A 24,434-nucleotide genomic window follows, 5' to 3' on the forward strand; every position below is an offset into this window, starting at 1 on the left:
GATTTTGTTATACAGCTGGTGATACCATTTAGTTGTTTGTAAGCATCATAGAGCAGAGAACGAAACGGATGCAGCAAGAAAATAGAAATTGTACGATGAAAAAAGCAAAACCAAAAAAGCACCTTGCCAGAGAGTATAGCATCATTCCGTGATATTGCCGGGATAATGCTATACTCACCGCAAGGTGCTTTTGATTTTAGTGTTGCTGTATACATTGTGTGCTCATGCTCATGCTTATGCTTATGCTTATGCTTATGCTTATGCTTACTAATTATACATTTTGCATCTGGTCCAGTGCTTCAAGGTAAAGTACCTGCAGGAACTTTTTGATGCTGACTTTGCTTTTGCTGTCATCGCGTTCTTCGTCGATTTCCTTCATTTTGGCTCGGATATCCTCAAAGTCGAAATAGAGCGGAGCATAGTGTTCGAACTTGGGATTGCCGTAATCTGTCAGTCCGATCGATGCCAGGTGGGTGAGTGCTGTCGTAACGGTACGGCGGATACGCTGTTCGATCGCTTTGGCTTCTTTGTCTATTTCGCGCGGCGTCGTTTTGTAGCTGGCAGCCACTCCCTCGTATAGCTGCTTGAGCGGCGGGAATGGGCCTGCCTGACCACGCTGCAGCAGCATTTCCATAATGGCGGTAATGTCGTTGCAGCCGGCTTCGCCGACAATGCCCAGATTCATATAAATGGGGCGTATGACTTCGCTGATACTGCGCGGCTTGACCGGTACCGCAGTCTGACGTTCGGCAGACAGCAGATTCAGCGTGTCCAGACGGGACAGTGAAGACTTGAGTTCATGCAGATACTGCTGAATCTCCGAATGCTCACTGACCCGGGACAATACCGACTCCACTTCAATCCGGTTAATCGGCTTGCGGATAAAAAATTCGATTCCCGACTGATACGCTTCTCCGACCATCTCCTGATTCTCGATCTGCGAGATCATGACGTATTTGCCGCGAAATCCTTGTCGCTGCAGCTGTACAATCGTCTCCAGTCCATCCTGATCAGGCATCAGCCAATCGATTAGAACGACATCCGGCTGACTTTCCATAATGATACGCATACCTTCTTCGCCACCTCTGGCCGTACCGGTTACTTCGCCCAGATTACTTTCTCTAATAATATTCTCCAGCATGGCGCGTGTTGCCGGATCGTCATCTACAATACAAAAAGATAATCCCATATTATCCTCCTCTCTTTAGTGAATCGGTTGGTAGTTCTACTCGAAACGCCGTTGTCCATGGTACATATTCTTCCTGCTGACAGAGCCGGATACTGCCACCCAGCGAGGCAATAATATCATGCACATGCGAAAGCCCGATTCCGGTCGCCGCACTGCCTCCCTGCGCAAACTTGGTCGTGAATCCCGGTTCGAAGATCATCTCCCGGTCACGCTCGGAAATTCCTTTGCCTGAATCAGCGACCGTTAATACGGTGCGATCACCCTGCTGCTCGATACGCAGTTCAATTGAACCGGACCTGTCCAATGCCTCAATCGCATTGGCCAGCAGATTGTTCAGCAGCGTCAGCAGCGGGATATAATCCGATGTGAGATAATCCTGATCCAGATGGGCGCTGAAGACCACCTGCTTGTTCAGCATGATCGCATATTTACGGTTACCGCGAATGGCGTAATCTATAATCTCCGACAGGGACAGCAGCGACTGTGCATCCTGCTCAAACAGCTTGAGCAATCCAGCAGCGATGCGCTGGGAATCTTTTTTGACTTCATGTATTTCCTGGGTAATACTAAGCTGCCGCTGACTGAACTCGCTCAGACCTTCCCGCTTGAGATCCGTGTACAGCCTATAGCTGCTGCTGGTAACCCGCTCAATCGTATCCATCGATTTGCGCAGGTAAAAGACTTCCCCATATAGACCCGAACTGACCGACAGCATTTGTTCCATTCGCTTATTCTGCTCCAGCGATAGTGCGCGGATCTGGCTGACTGCGATGCTGCTGTACAGCCCTGTCATGAAAAATCCCCGGATCGCCGCCACGAGAACAATATATCCCCATATCGCCGGATTGCCTATTTCCGATCCGGTTAGCAGCCATCTGCAGATCATCTCGATCGTATTGGAACTAAAATCAATATATGTCGCCAGCACACCAAGCAGCAGCAGATTCATCCGTTCAATCTGCCCCTGAATCAGATACATACCGATGGAAAATGTCAGATAGTACAACCCGCCGGACGTATGCACCTGAAGCCGGTTCATCCATTCAAACTCGGCCGGTCTCAAAACCAGATCCAGCACAATCCGGAATACAATAACCGTCACTGCCGTCCATATGCCTGCCCGGATAAATGGCAGCCGGTTCATCAGCAGCAGGAACAGCAAAAATGCACTGCCGCCCAGACCGATTCGAAACAGATCTCCAGGCACCGGATTGATCTTGAACTCTCCGGCAATCGCTGTTCCGAGCGCTACCGCCAGAATCTGGACTTTCTCCTTTCTAAAAAGAGCAGGCATATGTCCTTCAGCTCCCTTTCGACGCGAATCGGACTGGCTTATAATTGCAGCTGGCACTGGTGTCCCTGTCGTTTTGTGAAATTGTTTATATGGTATCATAAAAATTCCCTTTCATGCTGTTTTCATTATAAAACACTCTCCATAACGGTTATACAACATGTTTCATCCTCCAGAAATAACAAAAACCGGTCTCCTTCCGGAAACCGGCCGCCTGTGTGTACCTTAAGCCGTTCTGGTCTCCAACCGTCTGGAGATCAGGGATAATGTATAATTTACAATAAAATAGATCATTGCGACAAGCAGCAAAATCGGGATCGGATAGTTTTGATTCTGTCCCATGATGATCTGCGCATTATGCATCAGTTCCGCCAGCGCTACGATAACTGCGAGCGAGGTATCCTTGAGCAGGGAAATGAACTGGCTGACCAGCGGCGGCACCATCCGGCGCAGCCCCTGCGGCAGTACGATATGCCAGAGTGTCTGTACTGCTCCCAGTCCTGACGAACGTGCGGCTTCCACTTGTCCTTTCGGAATCGACTTGAGACCGGCACGAACAATCTCCGAGATCATCGCCGCTTCGAACAAAGTCAGGGCAATAATGGCACCTACCGGTATTGTAAACTTGAAATGAATACCGAAAAATGAAATCTGTGGAACTGCAAACTGAACAAAGAAAATGATCAACAGCAGCGGCAGATTACGCAGCACTTCCACGATTATAGCCAATACCGGTGACAATACGGGAATCTGCATATACCGGATAACCCCGGCAAAACATCCGATCACAAAACTGAATATAATAGCAAAGAAGGCCACATACAGTGTCATGCCCAGACCTTCCATCAGAAACTTCAAATTCTCGGGTGAATACGCACCTGCAAAATCCATAGTACTCCTCCTTAACCCTTATTGCTGATCTGTTATGAACTTTTGGCCAGTCGGCGTTCCAGTACATGAGAACCATAGCTCATCGGCAGCGTCAGTACCAGATAGAACATGCCTGTAAAAATATACGTGCTGACCGTGGCATAACTATCTCCATTGATAGAATCGGCAAAGTACATCAGATCCAGTCCGGCTACGATTGTAAGCACTGACGAGTTTTTAATCAGGTTGATAAACTGGTTGCTCAGCGGTGGAATGACGAGTTTGATCGCCTGCGGCAAAATAATATGCAGCATTGATTGTATGTAAGTCATCCCTGACGAACGTGCAGCTTCCATCTGTCCTTTGGGTACAGACAAAATCCCCGCCCGGATTGCTTCAGCAATAAATGCGGATGTATATACTGTCAGACCCAGCGTTCCTGCCTGGAATCCATCCAGCCGGGCTCCTAGAGAGGGTAAACCCAGATAGAAAAACAGTACAACGATCAGAATCGGTATATTACGGATAAACTCTACATAGGCAGTTCCCAGCCATTGCAGCGGCTTGATGCCGGTAATCCGGAAGACGGCGATAATCGTACCAAGAATAAAACTTCCGATCAGCGCAATTACACTTGCCTGGATCGTATTCAGAAACCCTTCCATATAGTCAGGGAAATATTCAATCAGAATGGAAAAATCCAGCATTCTCATACCTCCTTTAATTCTTTACTGCCAAAGATTTTGACGACGCAGCATGCAGCTTTGATATACTGCTTTATGTCCGCTTTCTTTGCTTCATGTTCGCTATTTCATGTCCCCTATTTTTATTCGTTATTTTCCACTTTGTTCTTTCTGTCCAAATAAGATCTTTACCTCGGCCTGCCTTTTATCCGATTACCATCTCACCTGTTCTAATGAAAAGGATGGGCGTGATTGCCCATCCCTGTCTTATTCAATTACGCTAATCCCGGCGATTTCATGTCGATCCAGCTTATTTGTTTTCCGGTGCCTTACCAATCCATTTTTTGTACAGCTCATCATAAGAACCGTCTGCTTTCATATCAGTCAGCCCTTTGTTGATTGCTTCCACCAGACCGGTCTGGCCTTTTTTCACCGCGATACCATATGGCTCATCGGTAAATGGCTTGCCCACCACTTCGTAGTTCGGGTCCTGTGCAGCCATACCGTACAGAATCGCATCATCTGTCGTCAGTGCATCACCCTGTCCGGCTTTGAGAGCGTTGAAAGCATCCTGATAGTTATCGAATTCCAGTACTTTCACATCAGGTACTTTTTCTTCAATATTATCGATCGATGTCGCGCCTTTGGCTGCCAGAATTGTCGTATCGGCGGTTACATCTTCAATTCCCTGAATCGGGCTGCCTTTTTTCACGAGCAGGGATTGACCTGCCTGGAAATACACATCCGAGAAATCGACTTCTTTTTTGCGTGCATCCGTAATTGTCATCGTGGCGATAACCATATCCACATCACCATTGTTCAGCATCGGGATACGGGTTTTGGATGTTACTTCTTTCAGTTCCACCTTGCTCTCGTCCCCGAGAATGCTTTTGGCGAGGGCATGAGCCATGTCTACATCAAAACCTTCTACTTTGCCGCTGCCTGGATCTTTGAGACCGAACAGTTTCGTGTCATATTTGACACCCACAATTAGTTTGTCGCGCTGCTTGATCTGATCGATTTGTGCACTTGCATTACTTTCCGCAGAACCGCCGCTCGTATTCGATGTGGTCGTACTGCATGCTCCCAGTACAGCCACCAGAGCCATCATACATACAAGGAGGAGCGAGAATCTTTTTTTGTTAGACATCATTCATTTCCCCTTTTCATTAGTATACGTGCCAAAACAGACAAATATCCGGCAGTGTGATTAGTGATTCAACAGACGGCTGAGGAACAGCTTGGCCCGTTCTTCCTTGGGATCGGAGAAAAATTGTTCCGGTGGAGCTTCTTCCACAATCCTGCCCTGATCCATAAAGACGACCCGGTCAGCCACTTCACGGGCAAAGCCCATTTCGTGGGTAACAACCACCATCGTCATACCTTCCAGAGCAAGCGCCTTCATTACGTCCAGTACTTCTCCGACCATCTCGGGATCAAGCGCCGAGGTCGGTTCATCGAACAGCATAATCTGCGGCTTCATCGCCAATCCCCGGGCAATCGCCACACGCTGCTGCTGACCACCGGATAACTGGGAAGGATACGCCTGTGCCTTGTCGGCAATGCCGACTTTTTCAAGATAATGCATAGCCGTCTTATGCGCTTCGGCTTTGGAGACGCCTAGTGCCTTGATCGGAGCGAGCGTAATATTGTCGATGACTTTCTTGTGCGGATACAGATTGAAATGCTGGAACACCATGCCGATATTGCGGCGCAGCTTATTCAGATCCGTTTTGCGTTCATCCACACGCACTCCATTTACGGTCAGCTGACCGCTGCTGGTCTCTTCCAGCCGATTGATACAGCGCAGCATCGTACTTTTGCCGGAGCCGGAGGGACCGAGTACTACCACAACCTCTCCTGACTCGACATGCAGGTTAATTCCAGTTAATACCTGAAAGTCTCCGAAAAATTTGTCAACTTCATGGAAGGTAATCATCATTTTCCTCCTTTTTATGTAAAAAATTTATCTTTTTCACGATTAACCTGTTAGGTATACTTACATTTTTAATAATACTAACCTACACCTACAGAAAACTACGTAAACCTACGCTGTAGTGCTGTAAATTCCTGAATTCTTATAAAAAATGATCAAAAAAATACAAATAAACCGGTATCTTCTGATACCGGTCTACTTTTACAAGTAGCATTCTTGTTTTATTCCTCGGGCAGCAGCGCTGTGTAATTACCCAAATCAATTGTCATGCCTGTACGCGCTGTACTGGCTCCGACCGGCAGCTCCAACTCCTGCCGCAGATCCACATCGTGGGACATATGCGTATAAATCGTCTGGATCGGAGCCAGCTCATCGACCAGTTCGGCCGCTTCACGCATATCGTATACCGAGCGAGTGCTGTACTCTGCTTCTTCATGGACAAAGCTGGTACCGAGAATCAGCAGGTCGAGCCGGTCCATCAATACCTTTTGCTCGGCGGTCAGGCCGATCGCATCCGGGCAGTACACCCAGCTAAAATCATGCTTTTCCATCCGGTAAGCATAGGAATATCCGTTAAATCCATGATGAACTTTCCATGGCGTCATTTTCCATCCGCTCAGCATCATGCCTTCATCATTGCCAATCATGTCCAGATGCTTGCTAATCCATGGATATTGACGCTCAATAATATCCAGCACTTCCTGCGGTGCGTATACTCTTCCCGTGACTCCCTGCCATCGGCATGCATCCGCCCATTCCGGCAGTCCGGCAATATGGTCGAAATGCGCATGGGTGATCACGATATCCGTAATATCCGCACGACGGTTAATCATCTCCATCTGCAGCCGCCAGTCAGGACCACAGTCGATCAGAAAGTCACCTTCCGTACTCTCAATCAGCACGGATGAGCGCAAGCGCCGGTTGGTACCGCTATTCCTCGCCTCATCGCACACTTCACAGTCGCAATACACCCGGGGAACACCCATTGCATCTCCTGTTCCCAAAAATGTTAATCGATCCACTACACGTCCGTTCATACTGTATTCTCTCCTTGAGCCTGAGGTCTGTTACTTGATCGCTAATGTCATATTTCATAAATGCAGTCTATTGGTTGTTTACATATAAGATTGTAGTCTATTGTATCTAGAGGATATACCATAGAGTATACCATCTTCCTTCCATTTTCGATATCAACCGCAATGAAGATGCCTTTTGAAATCAATAATCTGCACCATTTCAAGAAATTAAATACAAAAAAAGGGAAAAGCCTATTATCTGCTTTTCCCTGTTCTTTATTTTCTTAGATAGATAATTGTACCTGCAGGTCTTTTATTCATAATTGGCTGGCAGTAAACGCAAATAGCATCAAATCCCTGCCAATACCTGATACCATATCCCCCGTTTGGAATACAGCGAACTCCGTACTTCACTCCATCCTCCCAGGTACTGTATATCGAACAGCCCCGGCGGATCCGGGTACTCACTGCGGTGAGCTTTCATCGCCTGCTCTTCCACCGGCCGGAAGCCGTGTTTCGCAAAGATCTCCTGAGAATTGGGTGTACGCAGATAATCCAGAAAGGCTTCGGCGACCTTACGGGTACCATGCTTGTCTGCATACGAATCCACTACGGTAGCAGGATTCTCGATCAGGATCGTATCGTCGGGCACGACCAGATCGTACTGTGCTCCCTTGACCATCCGTGCCAGCAGTTCATTTTCGTACGTCACAATGACATCGCCTACCCCGTATTCAAAAGCAGCCATCGATGCCCGTCCGCTTTTATCGAGGGATTCGATATTTTGATGAACCTCCTCCAGAAAAGCTTTGGCTGCGGCAGGATCTTTTTTGCCTTGTTCACGTTCCGACTGCTTGAGTCCTGCACCGTAGATCGCGTTGATATCCCACTGTGCGCCGCCGGAAGTTTTGGGGTTAGGATACAGCACTTTGACACCCGGACGTGCCAGATCTTGAAATTGATGAATACCGAGCGGATTGCCCTTTCGTGTACCGAGTACAACAATCGAACGTGTGACCATGCCCTGATATGGAGCGTCTTTCCAGTTTTTATCGACCAATCCCGCTTTGACCAGCTTATCGACATCACCTTCGAGCGACAGAATCGTCACATCGGCTTCAAAACCTCCGGCAATCGCCCGTGCCTGTGTACCGGAGGCTTCATACGACTCCTGGAAGCTTACCTTCTGGCCAGTCTTGTCTTTCCAGTACTGCTGAAATTGCGGCAGGATCTCACCGACTGCATCCTTGGCTACACTGTAGGCGCCGATTACCAGTGTCACATCCCCGGCTGCCGCCGGAGCAGCGGATGCAGGCTGTGCTCCGGATTCTTCCTTGCCGCTGCATCCGGAGAGCAGCACACTCAGCAGGATAATCCATATCAGTAGTCCTGCAGATAATGGGATTCCTCGTTTCATTCTGCTCTCTCCTCTCCGATCTGTGCTGCTTGTGAACAGGTCTGTTTGTGCTTTCTGCCTGGATTGTCCAGCATTTCGCAGCAGGCTTTCCATCTAGATAAATACCGATAACGGATCGGCTTTGAGTGCATTTTCGGCAATCCAGCTCTCCTGATCGTTGAACAGATACGCCCGGTGAACGAGCACATGAACTTCCTGTCCGACTTCCAGTGTATCCTTTTCCAGAGAACGGTACGTGATCAGGCGATTCGCGCCCACCTCAACCTCGACCATCCACTGGCTGCCCCGGAAGTGCATATGTTTTACTGTGCCTTTTTCTGTCGCTGACAGCAGTCGGAATTCATGCGCTAGGCCAATCTCGATATATTCCGGCCGGATCAGTGCACGGGCATAATCGGCTGCTCCTGGCTGCTCGAATCCTTTGAGCTGGCCAATCTCATCCACAATCGTAGACTCCCCGATGAAGGAAGCGACAAACGGCGTGGATGGCTGCTTGTAAATATCCCATGGCGTGCCCTTCTGCTCCAGACGGCCGCCGTTGATGATCATAATCTCGTCAGCCACCTCGATCGCTTCATCCTGATCATGAGTAACGAAGATCGACGTAATGCCGACCCGCTCGATCAGTTCGCGCAGCCAGGTACGCAGCTCCTGCCGGATTTTGGCATCGATCGCTGCGAACGGCTCATCCAGCAGCAGCAGCTGCGGCTCCGGTGCCAGTGCCCGGGCAAAAGCGACCCGCTGCCGCTGTCCGCCGGATAGCTGATGCGGATACCGATGCTCGAATCCGGACAGGCCGGTCAGCTCCACCAGCTCGCGTACCCGATTCCGGATCGCCTCCTTGCGAATTTTCTTCACTTTCAGACCAAACGCAATATTATCGAATACGGTCATATGCTTGAACAGCGCATAGTTCTGAAACACAAACCCGATCTCCCGTTCCTGCGGCGGCAGATGGTTCACAGCCTTGCCATGGAAAATAATCTCCCCGCTGTCCGGTGACTCCAATCCGGCAAGCATCCGCAAAATGGACGTTTTGCCGCCGCCGCTTGGACCGAGCAGTCCGATCAGATGTCCTTTGGCAATGGAGAAGCTGACATCCTGCACGGCATGAAATTGACCAAAATGCTTATCCAAATGACGGACTTCCACATGCATATCAGAGCACTTCCTTTCTTTTCTTGGCACGTTCCATCAGCAGCAGCAGTCCAATCGAGAATACGGCGAGCACAAGCGCGACTCCATTGGCCGCAGTAACATTAAAATTCTCCATATCCTGATAGACCAGCGTCGTCGCCGTCTGCGTCTTGTTGATAATATTGCCCGACACAACCAGCACCGCACCGAACTCCCCCAGTGAGCGGGCGACCGTCAGGATCGTACCGTAGATGACCGCCCAGCGGATCGACGGCCAGGTGACCTGCCAGAACGTTCTCCAGCTGTAAGCACCAAGCGTCGAAGCCGCCTCCTCCTGATCGGTACCGATCTCCTGCAGCACCGGCATCACTTCCCGTACCATTAGCGGGAATGTCACGAACAGCGTCGCGATAACCATACCGGGGAATGCATAGACAACCTTGAAGCCGATTTGTTCAAAAAAAGTCCCGATCACCGTGTCCGGTCCGAGCAGCAGCACAATCATCAGCCCGCCGATTACCGGCGATACGGCATACGGCAGATCCACGATACTGTTGAACAGCTGACGCAGCTTGCGGCTGAGCCAGGTTCCCCGGACCAGATAGATGCCCATCATAATGCCGAATATGCCGTTGAGTACAGTAACCACCAGGACGATCAGTCCGGTCATCATCAGCGCATGCAGCGCTTCGGGTCGGCTGAGTGCCTGCACGAAGCCTGTGCCGCCTTCATCAAAAGCTCCCGTTGTCAGTACAACAAGCGGGATCAGGATCAGAATGCTGAATACGAGCCAGGTGAGCGTAATCCATAATCTTCTCATCGGCTCATCCTCCTTGTCTGTACCAGATTGATCAGCCACAGAATGATAAAGGACAATGTCAGCAGCAGAATCGATACAGCTGCCGCACCCGCTTCATTATCACTCTCCACCTCACCAAAAATATAAACCGAAGCCGTCAGCGTACGTCCGGGAATATTGCCTGCCACCAGCACCACCGCTCCAAACTCCGCCAGCGCCCGGGAAAAGGCCAGCATCGCTCCACTCAAAATACCCGGCACCATCGCCGGCAAAATCACATGGAAAAAGGTTCGTGTACGGGAAGCTCCCAGGGTATAGGATGCCTCTTCCGCCGAGCGGTCCAATTCCTCCAGCAGCGGCTGTATTGCCCGGATCACAAAAGGAAAGGTCACAAACACCATCGCCACGATAATCGCCGGCTGATGAAATACCAGATCCAGCCCGACCGAAGCCGCTGCCTTGCCCACGATACTGTTTGGTCCCAGCAGTACGAGGATCATCAATCCGCCGACAGCTGTAGGCAGTGCAAACGGCAGATCCACAATGCTGTTCAGCAGTGATTTGCCCGGGAATTCATATCGCACCAGTACCCATGCAGCCATCGTACCGACGAGCGCATTGATAATCGTAGCCGTCAGTGCCAGCTTGAGCGTCAGCAGCACCGCTTTCCAGGCGATCGGGTCGCCAATATTCTGGACAAAAGCTGTCCATCCGTCCGATAGTGAATTCACATATACTCCGGCAATCGGCAGTACAATCAAGATGAGAAAATACAGCAATACAGTCGTGCGAAATCCCCATGTCCAACCTTTGTGGCGCAGTAATGTACTATTCACTGGAAGACTCCTTTACTTAAAACTCAACAGTTCATTTTGTTTTAACCTTTATTTCCTATTAGTATACTTGGAATTAAATCTTAGCCATACTTTAGCAAAAGCCGACTTCCAGCGTCAATGAGAAGTTTACTTTTTGCCAAAATGATTTATAGTCATCCGTAATGTTCGTTTTTAGAGGCGATTCAGCATCATTATGAGCTTGAAACCGCCATTTTATACGATGAAATTCAGCTTTGCGGATAGCTGCTGGAATTATGTTTTGCTGTTTTGGTTCCTTCGCCGATTTTGGCTTTTGACTTACTGATCCGATTAACAACTGCCGGATGAGGTAATATCTGAATAGAAACAAGCAGAAATACGGGTTAAAATGATATCAGAAGTGCCTAATCGTACATTCTAAGACTCATCTTGAAAAAAAGTAGGGAAAGAGGGATATCCATGCTGTATACGATGCAGATTTCTACCAGCAAACGTGATGAAATGAGGGATATTACAAGAGAGGTTTCTTCCAAAGTCAGTCAGAGCGGCGTACAAGAAGGTATTGCGATCGTCTATTGTCCGCACACGACAGCAGGCATTGCGATCAACGAGAATGCCGATCCGGATGTCAAACATGATGTACTGATGCGCCTGGACGAAGTCTATCCGTGGGAACATCCCAAGTACCGCCATATGGAAGGCAACACCGCTTCCCACCTCAAGTCCATTACAACCGGTCCGTCACAGACGATTATTATTCAGGACGGCCAATTGCTGCTCGGACGCTGGCAGGGCATTTATTTCTGTGAATTCGATGGTCCACGCCAGCGGGAATATATGATCAAGATTATGCAGGGCTAATCCGGCCAGGCTCAACGGGTCAACAAATATAAAAGGCGACTGATCTGCATCAATTGTGCGGACAGTCGCCTTTTGTTTTGAACATATTCTGCTGCTGGATAGCCAACATATGCTTTACCATTCATTTCACTATAGGGATTCAACGTTTTGACAGGGCAAAGCCTTAAAGTGCAAGTGCAGACGAATGCCCCTTTCACCATTCTGTTCGGGTATCCGATTATACAGTTCATCATCTGTATCCTCTTATAATACCCGGCAGATCGTCTTGACATGGGCAATCGCTGCAGGCCTGATCTCGTCATAGGTGACCCTGTCCTGGATATAATAAGAGATGAATCCATGAATGGACAGAAACAGACTAAGCGGCACCGTATGCATCGCTTCAAGCGTGTGCTCCGTCATATTCATATGCTGCCTGACAATCGAAGAGAACAGTTCAAAGCAGCGTGCCTGTTCGGCACGACAATAGCTCAGCAGTTCCTCATCCCGGATCATGAACATAATCTCGTACTGATGGGCATTATCCAGCCCAAAGCGGATAAATTCAATCAGCAGACGCTCTACCTTGTTCCACTCGCCCTGCTCCGGCGATTCCTTGACTTCCTGCAGCAGATAGCAGATATGGTCAAAGTCCTCCATGACAATCGCATAGAACAGTTCCGCTTTTTCCTTGAAATGATAATACAGTGAACCATGGCTGTAGCCCAGATGCTGACCGATACTCCGCATCGAGATTGCACGGTACCCCTTCGTTACAAACAGATGTCTGGCAGCCTCTAAAATTCTCTCCCTGGATAACTCCTGCTCTACCGCTCTACGTGCCATAGTGTGATTCCCCTTCAAGCATTTTGCATAGTCAGATTAGAAGCGCCTGCTGCGGTATCTGTAAACGATAGATCTCTGCACAGATATATCTCCAAGCAGTGCCCGGTTCTGCTCTATTTCTCTTGTTCTTCCGTAAAATACAGCTGTTCACCTGTCGTGATCAGTGACTGTCCCTGCGTAAGATCAGTCATCCATTCCTCAAATGCTTCAGCTTCACTGACGACCGGCAGACAGTTTAGAATAACTTTATCGGTAAAAGCGGTCTCACCCATACGGATGCCCCGGCTGCGTAGCTCATTCTCCACTTTGCCGAGCCAGGTATAATCCAGTTCAACCTTCACTTCCTGGTGCAGTACACGTGTAATCGATTGTCCTGCTTCAATCGCAGCCACGGCTCCGTCGGTGTAAGCCCGGATCAATCCACCGGCGCCCAGCATGATTCCGCCAAAATACCGGGTTACGACAATCGCGATATCCTGTAATCCCTGGTTTTTGATCACCTCCAGAATAGGCTTGCCTGCTGTTCCGCTCGGTTCGCCATCATCCGACTGGCGCTGGATTTCGCCTCGCGAGCCGATCAGGTAGGCAGAGCAGTTATGCGTGGCATTCCAGTGCTGCTTTTTGATGCTTTCTATAAATTCCAAGGCTTCCTCTTCGGTAGCGACCGGTCTAGAGTGACCGATAAACCGGGATTTTTTGATCACGATTTCCTTGGCTCCAGCTTGTTGTATCGTCTTGTAGCGTTCAGGTTTGTCTGTTGTCATGATAATCCTTTCCTTACTACTCCTGCCTGTTATGCAAGCAGTATTCATGTATTCCCCTATAGGTCAGAGTACTGCATAACTCGCACTCTATGTACCAATACCTTCCAGGTTACTAAAGATATCATACAATATATTTAGGTATCAAGAAAGCAGCTCCCTGGCATCGCTGCCCGAGAACTGCTTTCTTCATGAAGTTTATCCTATTTTACCTCAAAAGTAGCTTATTGGAAAAGACTTTTAAATCAGCTTCTTGCAGGTTTTATGCAAAACTCTCCATGATTACTCGGAAAGTCTGGCTTCCAGTTCCGCTTTTTGCTTTTCAAATCCTGGTTTACCCAGCAGCGCGAACATGTTCTTTTTGTAAGCTTCTACACCTTCCTGGTCGAACGGATTCACGCCGGACAGGTAGCCGCTGATACCGCAGGCTTTCTCAAAGAAGTACACCAGGTAACCGAAAGAATACGGAGTCTGATCCGGAATGTTGACGATCAGGTTAGGCACCTGGCCGTCTGTGTGCGCCAGCAGTGTACCCTGGAATGCTTTTTTGTTAACGAAGTCCAGTGTTTTGCCTGCCAGGAAGTTCAGACCATCCAGATCTTCCGGATCTTCTTCGATCGTAATATGGCTGGCTACTTCTTCCACCTGAATGACGGTTTCGAAAATGTTACGGCTGCCATCCTGGATAAATTGACCCATAGAGTGTAGATCAGTCGAGAAATCAACCGCAGCCGGGAAGATACCTTTGAAGTCTTTACCTTCACTTTCGCCGTACAACTGTTTCCACCATTCGGATACAAAATGTAGGGATGGCTCGTAGTTAACCAGAATTTCGATCGCTTTACCTTTACGATGCAGCGCGTTACGAACGGCTGCGTACTGGTAGCTCTCATTCTCGGCAACATTCGGGTTGCTGTATTCTTTGGCAGCATCGGCAGCACCCTGCATCATTTCTTCGATGTTAACGCCAGCAGCTGCGATTGGCAGCAGACCTACCGGTGTCAGTACGGAGTAGCGTCCGCCTACATCATCAGGAATAACGAAGCTTTCGTAGCCTTCTGCATCCGCCAGTGTTTTCAGTGCGCCTTTGGCACGGTCTGTTGTAGCGTAGATGCGTTTGCGTGCTTCTTCTTTACCGTATTTTTTCTCCAGTTCTGCACGGAAAATACGGAAAGCAATCGCCGGCTCTGTCGTTGTACCGGATTTGGAGATGACATTCACGGAGAAATCTTTACCTTCGATCGCCTGCAGCAGGTGATTTACATATGTGGAGCTAATGTTGTTACCGGCAAAGTAAATTTCCGGCGTTTTACGTTTGTCTTTTGGCAGTACATTATAGAAGGAATGCGTTAGCATCTCGATCGCTGCGCGTGCGCCCAGGTAAGAACCACCGATACCGATAACGATCAGTACTTCGGAATCACTCTGGATTTTGGCAGCCGCTTTTTGGATGCGTGCGAATTCTTCTTTGTCATAGTTGTTAGGCAGATCGATCCAGCCCAGATAGTCGGAGCCTGCGCCAGTACCATTGTGCAGTTGTTCGTGAGCCAGACGAATCGGCTCTGCAAAATAATCCACTTCATGTTGAGCGACAAAAGAAAGAGCTTTGCTGTAATCAAATTTCACTTTTTTAGACATAATATTGTTACCCTCCCAAAAATAAATTATTTGCACACTCCGACCAGTTGCTGATCGGTCTACTCCCTGATGCGGTGTTCTACCCTATATGGCCTACCTGAGTATGTACCCTGACCGGATGCCGGATGACACCTTTTTATAGCAAATGAGCATGTTCTGCGCTCCTGCCGGTGATCCATCGCCTGCCTATACCCAACCGAATGCCGGTCATGCTACACTTAACGGGTCAGGCCATTTCTGCTTTTAGTATGACCGGATGATTCCCGTATTGCAAGCATCCCGACTGCTGGCAGAACAGGCACACTTTGGATCACAGAAAGAGATGGAGGAACGACGCTATGAAAAAAATCGGATTTATCGGTCTGGGTACAATGGGTCTGCCGATGGCAGAAAACCTGCTTCAGAAAGGCTTTGAGCTTACGGTATATAATCGTACTGCATCCAAGGCCGAATCGCTGGTCCAGCAGGGAGCACGGCAGGTACATACTCCGCGCGAAGCCGCTGCAGGACAGGATATGGTAATTACCATCGTCAGCGATGATGCTTCCATTCATGAGGTCTATCAGGGTGAAGACGGAATTATCGCCGCTGTGCAGCAGGGATTGACAGTGATGGACTGCAGCACGGTCTCCCCGCCGCTGGCTCAGGAAATCGCTGCTGCGGTTGCCGAGCGCGGTGGTATCTATCTGGATGCGCCGGTCACCGGCAGTAAGCCGGCAGCCATTGACGGCACACTTGTATTTATGGTCGGCGGCAGCCGTGAGGCGATTGACGCTCATCAGGATGTATTCCAGGCGATGGGACGACTCGTAATTCCTATGGGCGATAACGGCAGCGGAGCTACCGCCAAGCTCGCCCATAATACAATGGTCGGCATTCACACTGTTGCACTGGCAGAAGGCTTTGCGATAGCTTCCAAAGGAGGCATTGATCCATCCGCCTTCCTGCAGCTGATCAGTAATGGCGCTGCCAACAGCCGCACCATCGAGCTGAAAGGCCAGAAAATCATCGATGGCGATTACAGCAACCAGTTTTCCCTGGCGCTGATGCTCAAGGATCTCAAGCTGGCTTCTTCACTCAATGACAAGAACGGTGTCCCTTCGCCAATGCTGAATCTGGCCAAAAGCCTGTTCCAGGCCGGTCAGTCCAAAGGCTACGGTGACGATGATCTGTCCGTTATCGCCCGATGCTATGAAGAATGGATCGGCCAGACCATCAGCGGCAAATTGCTGTAATTAGCAACCCTGCTTTACTATAAAACCTTAGCTAAGCGGCGCCAATGAGATATAGCATAGACGCTATAGGCTTCCGTGTGCCGCTGCAGGCTGTGAGCTTTGATAATGCAGAATGATCAGGCAGTATTCTTTTGACAGCTCATCCATAAGATGCAGCTGATCGGAGGATACTGCTTTTTCAGTGTTCAGTGTAGCGCATTATCGTACTGCACTATTTCAGAACTGTTGCAGCCGTTCCTCATAAAGAGATACTCTGCTGACTGCCGTCTTCCGTGCAGGCTGGACTCTCAGCTCCTCTTGCCATACTGTACAGTCGATCAGGAATACGAGCAGCAGTAGTCGGTAACGGTCTTGATCTCCAGCTTGAATCTGGAATTGGCAGGCACTTCAAAGGTCGCCTGTCCATCGATCTCCATCCATTCCTCTGCTCCCGGCAGTTGAACAGACAGCTGACCGGACAGAATCTCCATCGTCTCATGCTGATCGGTACCGAATTCATAACTGCCCGGCATCATGATTCCAAGCGTGACTTTACTGCCGTCCGGCAGCAGTACCGTTCTGCTCGTCACCTTGCCTTCATAGTAAATATTGGCTTCCTTGACCACTGTAACCTGTTCAAATTGACTCATCCGCTTATACCGCTCCCCTGTTTATCAAATGGAAAACATCGGGTATCCCCGTCATATCAACACTATTTCCAAACCCTGGATTAGAAAAAAGCGCAGAGTGGCGCTGGGCCACTTCTGCACCTTTTAAGGTCAAACGATATTAGGACAGCAGTCCTTTAACTTTTTGTACCACATTGTCTACTGTGAATCCGTATTCGGCCATTACGCGGTCGCCAGGAGCGGAAGCACCGAAGGTAGTGATACCCAGGATTGCGCCCTTGTCGCCAACATAACGTTCCCAACCGAATGTTTGAGCCATCTCGATAGCAAGACGAGCTTTGACATCTGGCAGGATGACGGAGTCTCTGTAAGCTTCATCCTGTTTTTCGAACAGTTCCCAGCTTGGCATGCTGATAACGCGTACTTCGATGCCTTCAGCTGCCAGTGCTTCCTGAGCTTTGACAGCCAGCTGCACTTCGGAACCTGTTGCGATCAGTTGTGCTACCGGTTGTCCAGCTTTTGCATCGGATACCACATAAGCACCTTTTTTGATGTTTTCACGTACATTTTCCACTGTACCCGGCAGGATTGGCAGGTTCTGACGAGTCAGTACCAGTGCAATCGGGCCGCCTTTGTTTTCCATAGCGTGAGCCCATGCAGCAGAAGTCTCGTTACCATCCGCAGGACGGATTGTAGTCAGACCCGGGATAATACGCAGGGAAGCCAGCTGCTCAATTGGTTCGTGAGTAGGACCGTCTTCACCAACAGCGATACTATCGTGAGTCAGAACATAAGTTACAGGCAGACCCATCAGCGCTGCCAGACGTACTGCCGGACGCAGGTAATCGGTAAATACGAAGAACGTACCGCCGAATACTTTGATACCGCCGTGCAGAGCAATACCGTTCATTGCGCCTGCCATTGCAAATTCACGTACACCGAAGTAGATGTTACGGCCAGCGCGTGTTTCAGGTGTGAAGTTTTCCAGACCTTTCAGGTGAGTCATTGTGGAGCTCTCCAGGTCAGCGGAACCGCCGGCCAATTGAGGTACACCATTGATCAGACCATTCAGAGCGTTACCGGAAGCAACACGTGTTGAAACCGCTTTGTCCTCTGTGCTGTAGAATGGCAGTTCTTTGTCCCAGCCATCTGCCAGGTTACCGGAGAATGCCGATTCAAATTGTGCAGCCAGCTCAGGGTTTGCTTTTTTGTACTCGGCAAACATTTCGTCCCATGCTTTGTTGGCTTCCACGCCGCGCTCTTTTACTTTTGCAAAGTATTCACGAACTTCGTCCGGTACATAGAAGTCTTCCTCGTATGTCCATTCATAGAATTCTTTGGTCAGTTTGGCTTCAGCGGAGCCCAGTGGGGAACCGTGTGTACCGCCATGACCGCCGATACCCTGTTTGTTCGGGCTGCCGTAACCGATCACTGTTTTCACTTCGATCAGTGTTGGACGGGAAGTGTCCGCTTTTGCTTCTTCAAGAGCTGCCGAGATTGCAGTCAGATCGTTACCGTCTTCTACACGCAGTACTTGCCAGCCGTAAGCTTTGAAACGGTCTTCTACATTTTCGGAGAAGGACAGACCTGCTTTACCATCCAGCGTGATATCGTTGGAATCGTACAGCATGATCAGTTTGCCCAGTTTCATGTGACCTGCCATGGAAGCAGCTTCACTTGCTACACCTTCCATCATGTCGCCATCGCCACAGATTGCATATGTGAAGTGGTCAATTACGTTGGCATTGTCTTTATTGTAAGTCGCCGCCAGGTGGGATTCAGCAAGAGCCATACCTACAGCCATTGCCACACCTTGACCCAGAGGACCTGTTGTTGCGTCAACACCAGCAGTGTGACCGTACTCAGGGTGACCTGGAGTTTTACTTCCCCATTGACGGAACTGTTTAATTTCATCCATTTCCAGACCGTAGCCGGAAAGGTGCAGCAGGCTGTACAATAGCATGGAGCCATGACCTGCAGAAAGTACAAAACGGTCACGGTTTACCCATGTAGGGTTAGCCGGGTTATGTGTCATAGTTTTAGCGAACAGCTGGTAACCCATTGGCGCGGAGCCCATTGGCATACCCGGATGTCCGGAATTTGCTTTTTCAATCGCATCGATCGAAAGTGTACGGATCGTGGAGATTGCAAGATTATCCACGTTGGAGTTGCCGGATTGGCTAATGCTTTGTTCTTGCTCTTGTTTCTTATCAGTCATGTTAATCCTCCTCATTCTTCTTGGTAAAGCGAGGTGCTCAGACCCTACTTCATCTGAGATAAATTCATCTATGCAGTGGTCTCAAATGAAATGATTCTTCTTGAGTCTTTCAATTTGACTTATTAGCCCTTTGTCCATTGTAACACTTGTCCCGGCAGTTTACCATATCGTTATTTCACTACTTTGTATTTATACCCAATATCCTATCCGCTAAAAGAGGAGGATTATATTTTGAAAAGATATGTCCTGCAAGGAATCATCGCCGGTCTGCTCAGTGGAGTACTGCTCGGATTTTTCCTGAAATGGATTCAGCTGCTGACCGGATCTGGCGTATACACACTGCTGCTGAATATTGATTTTGTCCCTATGCTGCCTGACCGGTTGCCCGAATGGCTGGAATTCAGCCTGCATTTGACCGTGTCGTTTGTACTTGGTTTCCTTTACCGGCTGTGGCTGATTCGCTGGCCGCATCCATGGATCTGCGGTCTGCTGATCGGAGCCGCTTCCTCCCTGCTGTTTTTCCCGCTGGCATTGATGTCTGAGCGGGTACCGCAGGTGGATGATCTGCCGTCCTATATGTACTGGCTTGCCGGGCATATACTGTATGGACTGGTGCTGGGACTGCTTGGTGATCTGGAACTGCGGCGTACTTCAGCTACCGTAACATATTAATATTAACGGAGCGTTAAGAGTAACTACGACACAAGGTTTTTACGAACACAGACGTCTTATTTAGACGTGTACGGCTTATTGAAAAAAATATTTCCCACGTAATAGTTTAGTTACAGCAACTACTCTGATATTTCTTCTGATCCCTGTTGAGACGGATGACGTACAAGCACCAAAAGGCCACTTTGGTTACAAAGTGGCCGGGTACATACATATTTGCATTTTTCATTCTTTATACAGACAGGCGTTTTAGTTAAATACAACCGTCTTGTTCTGATGCACCAGAATGCGATCCTCGGTGTGCCATTGCACAGCACGGGCCAGTACCACGCGCTCGATTGTGCGTCCGATTCGTTTTAATTCATTGACATTGTCACGGTGGCTGACACGCTGCACGTCCTGTTCAATGATCGGACCACCATCGAGTTCTTCGGTCACATAGTGAGCGGTAGCACCGATAATTTTCACACCGCGATTATAGGCCTGCGCATACGGCTTTCCACCAACAAAGGCAGGCAGGAATGAATGATGAATATTAATAATCCGGTTGCGATAATGCTCGATAAAGGTTGGGGAAATAATCTGCATATAACGGGCCAGCACGATCAGGTCAATATCCGCCCCGATCACTTCCAGCTGACGGCGCTCGGCTTCCTGCTTGGTATCCGCAGTGACAGGAATATGATGGAATGGAATTCCAAAAGATTCCACATAGGCACGCATATCATTATGATTGCTGATCACCATCGCGATATCCGCATCCAGATCGCCGGCCTGCCAATGCCAGAGCAGCTCGACCAGACAATGATCTTCCTTGGATACAAAGATCGCAAGCTTTTTCTTGCGGCTGACTTCATTAATAACCCACTTTATCTGAAAACGCCCGGCAATCTCTTCAAAGTCTTGCTTCAATCCGGTCAGACTCTCAGCCAGCTCCGGCAGATCAAATTCGATCCGCATAAAAAACATGCCGCCATCCGGGTCCATCGTGTATTGATCAGACTGTACAATATTAGCTCCATGTTCAAATAGGAAAAGGGATACCGCAGAGACGATACCCGGTCCATCCGGACAGGAAATCAGCATACGTGCCCGGTTATCCTGCTGCTCGCGTGCAGATTGGTTTTGCTTTACATGTACTTCCATAAGTAATTGATTTCCTCCTTTGATGACAGTACAGGATCGTAATATTCTATCCGAAATATACGTCCTGACTTTACAGCTTCCCCACGATAAAGGATCTTGATGAAGAACAGCTTCTTTTTTAACTTTTCGGGTAATCCCAAAATATCTTATATTACAATCTATGTGATCCAGCCCGGAAAGTAAACAAATTTATTTAATGAATCGGTTATAATGTTTCAGAGCAGGGATGACTCATGAGTCATTTGACGATTCGCTGAATGAAGCTGAATGGGAATGTAGATTTTATAATTTGGTGTGCAGAGAGGAAATGGAATATAATGTGCAGAGTCTGCTTGAATAAGACTATATACAACCGCCATTAATATGCACACTCTTCTCCCATTTCTACTTCTAGATGCTAACCATATCAAGTTTATTAATGCAACACAGAGCTTTATGAATGTGATAATAGCTTTGTTAATGCGATACATAGTTTTGTTAATGCAGTACACCGCTTTGTTAATACGGTATATCTCTCTTCCGAATATACAAACCAAACAGCCCTGTAACACAGATATGAGCTCTGCATACAAGGCTGCTCGATTGGCTGAACCTATCGTACCAGTTCAGCTACTTAATTGTGTCTGCTATTGATTAGCTGACTAGGCTTATTTTCTTCTGGATGATAAATATCTACAGAACTTGCTTACCGGCAAGAAAAGCGATCAGGCGCAGGTTGATCTGCTCTTCGCTCATTTCGCCCAATAATCCGTCTGCGGTGATCAGATCGTACAGACGCTCGAGCGGCTCGCGTGGATCGGCTTTACGGGCTTTGGCATCATTTTTGAGTACTGTCCAGGTATCGAGTACGAATGGACGCGCTTCAAGACCCTGACCTTCAAAGAAATGATGCAGCTTCTCTACATCTTCCACAAATCCGCTGCCGAATCGTCCGGACAGATCGCCGCGCAGCAGTGCGATTTCGACTTCGTACATCGGACGCTGCTTTTTGGCGTCTTTACCGATCCATGGCGTTTCCAGAATAAACGGTCGTCCCTGCAGCTTCTCATGGTGTACCAGACGGTCGAGTGCTTCAAAGCCGATCCAGCCGGAGCCGATTGGCGTGTGGCGGTCCTTACCTGCACCTACCGGATTTTTGCTGTCGTTGACATGGACGACAGTAATACGATCCAGGCCGACAATACGGTCAAAATCCTCCAGCACGCCATCCAGATTGTTGATCAGATCATATCCGGCATCATGGGTGTGACAGGTATCAAAGCAGACGGTAAGTCTTTCATTATGCGGTACCAGTTCCATAATTTGAGCGATTTCCTCAAAGCTGCGACCCATCTCGGTGCCTTTGCCCGCCATGGTCTCGAGCGCAATATTGACATCCGTTTCCTTGACCCCGGCCAGCACTTCTTCCAAACCGGCGGCAATACGTTTGATCCCGTATTCGGCATCCATATCTGTAAATGCGCCCGGATGCAGCACAATATTGCGCACACCAATTTCATGCGTACGGCGAATCTCTTCCTGCAGAAAGTTCACTGCAAGTTCATACGTATGTTCCTTGTACGAGCCTAGATTAACGATGTATGGGGCATGCACAACAATTTCCTCAACCCCGGTAGCTGTCATTTTGGCTTTGCCTTCTTCAATAAACATGGTATCCATCGGTTTGCGGCGCGTATTCTGCGGCGCACCGGTATATATCATAAATGAGCTTGATCCATATTCAGCCGCTTCATTAGCTGCGCTCAGCAGTCCCTTGCTGGAAAATGATACATGGGAACCTATTTTTAACACGGTAAATTTCCCCCTTAGATATGCCTGGTCTTCGCGAATCCAACCTATTTTAACGTGAATAGGTAAATAAATCTAGGACGGACGCATGAATAATTGATTAAGACGCACAGCTTTGTTTACCAGCAAGACAGCACAAATACATTTTACCGGAGCAGAGTAGCGGATAATGGTTAATAATAACTAGAATGTAATTTTGGAACGTTGGAATATACGTTTCCGGATGAGTATCTGTTCAGGAATAATGAGAAGCAGCGCGTATGACAACAACGGATTAACCAAAGAAGTTAGCTGCATATTCGGATAACTTTGATCCGTATACGTTGATCCACATAAATAGTACATTACTTTACCGAGGAGGCCAATTTATGAATATTGTAGTATGCGGCGGTACCGGATTTGTAGGAAGTCATCTTGTGCCTTTTTGGCAGCAGAAGGGACATACCATTACCATTGTCACACGCAAAATTACCAAAGACAAAAAAACAGATCCCACTATTAAGTACATCACCTGGGAAGATATGGAGCAGAACCCCAAGCAGCTGGAAGGCGTCGATGCCATTGTAAATCTGGCAGGTGAATCTCTCAATCAGCGCTGGAGCACTAAAACCAAGCTGGAACTGGTGGAATCGCGTATGCGTACGGTGAATATCGTATCCAAAACGCTGGAACAGCTGGAGCGCAAACCGGAAGTCGTTGTTCAAGCGAGTGCCATGGCGGTGTATGGTACTTCCCAGGACGAGACATTTGATGAAAGCAGTGAACGGCGAACGATGAACTTCCCGTCCAGTCTGGCCGAACAGTGGGAAGCTGTAGCCGACAGCATCAAAGATGTGCGCCTGATCAAGTTGCGTGTCAGTCTGGTCTTTGGCAAAGATGCCGGCGTCTACCCTCTGATGACCCTGCCGTATCGCATGTATGCCGGCGGCAAGATCGGTTCCGGAAAGCAGTGGGTATCCTGGATTCATATCGATGATATGGTCAGACTGATTGACTTTTGTGTCATGAACAAAGAAGTCAGCGGACCGGTCAATGCTTCCTGTCCCGGACCGGTACGTTATGAGGAACTGGGTGCTGCCCTGAGTAAAGTACTGCACCGCCCGCATTGGTTCCATGTTCCGTCCCTGCTGATCAAGCCGGTGCTGGGTGAGTTGTCGGTTGTGCTGCTGCAAGGGCAGAGAGTCATTCCGCAGAAAGCGCTGGACCTTGGATTCACATACAAGTTCCCTAATATTGAATCCGCAATCGCCGATCTGGAAGGAAAAAAAAGCTCACAGCCTTCGCATGCCTGACCGGTTGTCCTGATTGATTTTATTGTATAGGCAGGTAATGTGAACGAAAGCCGCTCGATCAGCACAAAGATGCTGGGGAGGCGGCTTTTTTAGATTGCTCATATCAATTTGATTTCTTGATGTTCAGCTACTTTATATCCTGGATATTTCGTTATTTCAATTTGTCTTTGGACAGTCTGCTTCTTTAGATTTTGCATCCTGCATTAGATCGGCATGTTAGTTGGTATAAGAGGTATGGCA

Annotated in this window: 22 protein-coding genes; 4 read left to right on the top strand and 18 right to left on the bottom strand. The window is 48.6% G+C overall.

Features of this window, described 5'->3' with window-relative positions:
• Positions 1-271: 271 nt before the first annotated feature.
• The 11 genes from M1D61_RS16310 to cysT all read right to left on the bottom strand — a co-directional run bounded on the left by M1D61_RS16310 (position 272) and on the right by cysT (position 11,174).
• The gene (locus M1D61_RS16310) at positions 272-1,189 is read right to left on the bottom strand and encodes a response regulator (RefSeq protein ID WP_458119697.1); all 918 of its coding nucleotides are present in this window, start codon (positions 1,187-1,189) and stop codon (positions 272-274) included.
• Between the two features lies 1 nt (position 1,190).
• Positions 1,191-2,483, bottom strand: a complete 1,293-nt coding sequence (locus M1D61_RS16315) for an ATP-binding protein (RefSeq protein WP_458119698.1) — start codon at positions 2,481-2,483, stop codon at positions 1,191-1,193.
• A gap of 222 nt (positions 2,484-2,705) precedes the next feature.
• Entirely contained in the window at positions 2,706-3,371 is a 666-nt protein-coding gene (locus M1D61_RS16320; protein WP_458119699.1) for an amino acid ABC transporter permease, read from the bottom strand.
• A 32-nt stretch (positions 3,372-3,403) separates the two neighbouring features.
• Complete coding sequence (locus M1D61_RS16325; RefSeq protein WP_458119700.1) at positions 3,404-4,057, bottom strand: amino acid ABC transporter permease; 654 nt, start codon at positions 4,055-4,057, stop codon at positions 3,404-3,406.
• Positions 4,058-4,343: 286 nt separating this feature from the next.
• Complete coding sequence (locus M1D61_RS16330; protein ID WP_458122535.1) at positions 4,344-5,183, bottom strand: glutamate ABC transporter substrate-binding protein; 840 nt, start codon at positions 5,181-5,183, stop codon at positions 4,344-4,346.
• A 60-nt stretch (positions 5,184-5,243) separates the two neighbouring features.
• The gene (locus M1D61_RS16335) at positions 5,244-5,972 is read right to left on the bottom strand and encodes an amino acid ABC transporter ATP-binding protein (RefSeq protein WP_458122536.1); all 729 of its coding nucleotides are present in this window, start codon (positions 5,970-5,972) and stop codon (positions 5,244-5,246) included.
• 218 nt (positions 5,973-6,190) lie between these two features.
• Positions 6,191-7,006 (bottom strand): MBL fold metallo-hydrolase, encoded by an 816-nt coding sequence (locus M1D61_RS16340; RefSeq protein WP_458119701.1) that lies wholly within the window; start codon positions 7,004-7,006, stop codon positions 6,191-6,193.
• Between the two features lie 328 nt (positions 7,007-7,334).
• Positions 7,335-8,402 (bottom strand): sulfate ABC transporter substrate-binding protein, encoded by a 1,068-nt coding sequence (locus tag M1D61_RS16345; RefSeq protein WP_458119702.1) that lies wholly within the window; start codon positions 8,400-8,402, stop codon positions 7,335-7,337.
• Between the two features lie 93 nt (positions 8,403-8,495).
• Positions 8,496-9,560: a sulfate/molybdate ABC transporter ATP-binding protein gene (locus tag M1D61_RS16350; RefSeq protein ID WP_458119703.1), complete on the bottom strand. Its 1,065-nt coding sequence runs from the start codon at positions 9,558-9,560 to the stop codon at positions 8,496-8,498.
• Between the two features lies 1 nt (position 9,561).
• Positions 9,562-10,359: a sulfate ABC transporter permease subunit gene (locus M1D61_RS16355; protein WP_458119704.1), complete on the bottom strand. Its 798-nt coding sequence runs from the start codon at positions 10,357-10,359 to the stop codon at positions 9,562-9,564.
• Positions 10,356-11,174, bottom strand: a complete 819-nt coding sequence (cysT, locus tag M1D61_RS16360; RefSeq protein WP_046213041.1) for a sulfate ABC transporter permease subunit CysT — start codon at positions 11,172-11,174, stop codon at positions 10,356-10,358. The genes M1D61_RS16355 and cysT overlap by 4 nt, the downstream gene beginning before the upstream one ends.
• Positions 11,175-11,612: 438 nt before the next feature.
• Here cysT and M1D61_RS16365 point away from each other — a divergent pair, with 438 nt between their 5' ends.
• On the top strand, positions 11,613-12,014 hold the full coding sequence (locus tag M1D61_RS16365; RefSeq protein ID WP_458119705.1) for a secondary thiamine-phosphate synthase enzyme YjbQ: 402 nt from the start codon (positions 11,613-11,615) through the stop codon (positions 12,012-12,014).
• 243 nt (positions 12,015-12,257) lie between these two features.
• Here M1D61_RS16365 and M1D61_RS16370 read toward each other — a convergent pair whose 3' ends face one another.
• The 3 genes from M1D61_RS16370 to M1D61_RS16380 all read right to left on the bottom strand — a co-directional run bounded on the left by M1D61_RS16370 (position 12,258) and on the right by M1D61_RS16380 (position 15,238).
• On the bottom strand, positions 12,258-12,839 hold the full coding sequence (locus M1D61_RS16370; protein WP_458119706.1) for a TetR/AcrR family transcriptional regulator: 582 nt from the start codon (positions 12,837-12,839) through the stop codon (positions 12,258-12,260).
• A gap of 113 nt (positions 12,840-12,952) precedes the next feature.
• Positions 12,953-13,603, bottom strand: coding sequence for a YigZ family protein (locus M1D61_RS16375; protein WP_458119707.1), 651 nt, complete (start codon positions 13,601-13,603; stop codon positions 12,953-12,955).
• A 279-nt stretch (positions 13,604-13,882) separates the two neighbouring features.
• Complete coding sequence (locus M1D61_RS16380) at positions 13,883-15,238, bottom strand: glucose-6-phosphate isomerase (RefSeq protein ID WP_046213045.1); 1,356 nt, start codon at positions 15,236-15,238, stop codon at positions 13,883-13,885.
• Positions 15,239-15,576: 338 nt separating this feature from the next.
• On the opposite strand from M1D61_RS16380, the gene M1D61_RS16385 reads away from it, so the two are divergent.
• Positions 15,577-16,473, top strand: coding sequence for an NAD(P)-dependent oxidoreductase (locus M1D61_RS16385; RefSeq protein ID WP_458119708.1), 897 nt, complete (start codon positions 15,577-15,579; stop codon positions 16,471-16,473).
• Positions 16,474-16,790: 317 nt separating this feature from the next.
• Here M1D61_RS16385 and ppnP read toward each other — a convergent pair whose 3' ends face one another.
• Positions 16,791-17,102 carry a pyrimidine/purine nucleoside phosphorylase gene (ppnP, locus tag M1D61_RS16390; protein ID WP_046213047.1) on the bottom strand — a complete coding sequence of 104 codons (312 nt, stop codon included), beginning with the start codon at positions 17,100-17,102 and terminating at the stop codon, positions 16,791-16,793.
• A 139-nt stretch (positions 17,103-17,241) separates the two neighbouring features.
• On the bottom strand, positions 17,242-19,299 hold the full coding sequence (gene tkt, locus M1D61_RS16395) for a transketolase (RefSeq protein ID WP_458119709.1): 2,058 nt from the start codon (positions 19,297-19,299) through the stop codon (positions 17,242-17,244).
• A gap of 231 nt (positions 19,300-19,530) precedes the next feature.
• Between tkt and M1D61_RS16400 the strand changes: the two genes are divergently transcribed.
• Entirely contained in the window at positions 19,531-19,971 is a 441-nt protein-coding gene (locus M1D61_RS16400; RefSeq protein ID WP_458119710.1) for a hypothetical protein, read from the top strand.
• Between the two features lie 246 nt (positions 19,972-20,217).
• On the opposite strand, the gene purU is transcribed toward M1D61_RS16400, so the two are convergent.
• Both purU and M1D61_RS16410 read right to left on the bottom strand, forming a co-directional pair.
• The gene (purU, locus tag M1D61_RS16405; RefSeq protein WP_458119711.1) at positions 20,218-21,114 is read right to left on the bottom strand and encodes a formyltetrahydrofolate deformylase; all 897 of its coding nucleotides are present in this window, start codon (positions 21,112-21,114) and stop codon (positions 20,218-20,220) included.
• Positions 21,115-21,786: 672 nt separating this feature from the next.
• Positions 21,787-22,905, bottom strand: a complete 1,119-nt coding sequence (locus tag M1D61_RS16410) for a deoxyribonuclease IV (protein WP_458119712.1) — start codon at positions 22,903-22,905, stop codon at positions 21,787-21,789.
• Between the two features lie 365 nt (positions 22,906-23,270).
• On the opposite strand from M1D61_RS16410, the gene M1D61_RS16415 reads away from it, so the two are divergent.
• Positions 23,271-24,194: a TIGR01777 family oxidoreductase gene (locus M1D61_RS16415; RefSeq protein WP_458119713.1), complete on the top strand. Its 924-nt coding sequence runs from the start codon at positions 23,271-23,273 to the stop codon at positions 24,192-24,194.
• Positions 24,195-24,434: the final 240 nt, after the last annotated feature.

The organism is Paenibacillus sp. Z6-24 (genome assembly GCF_054161335.1).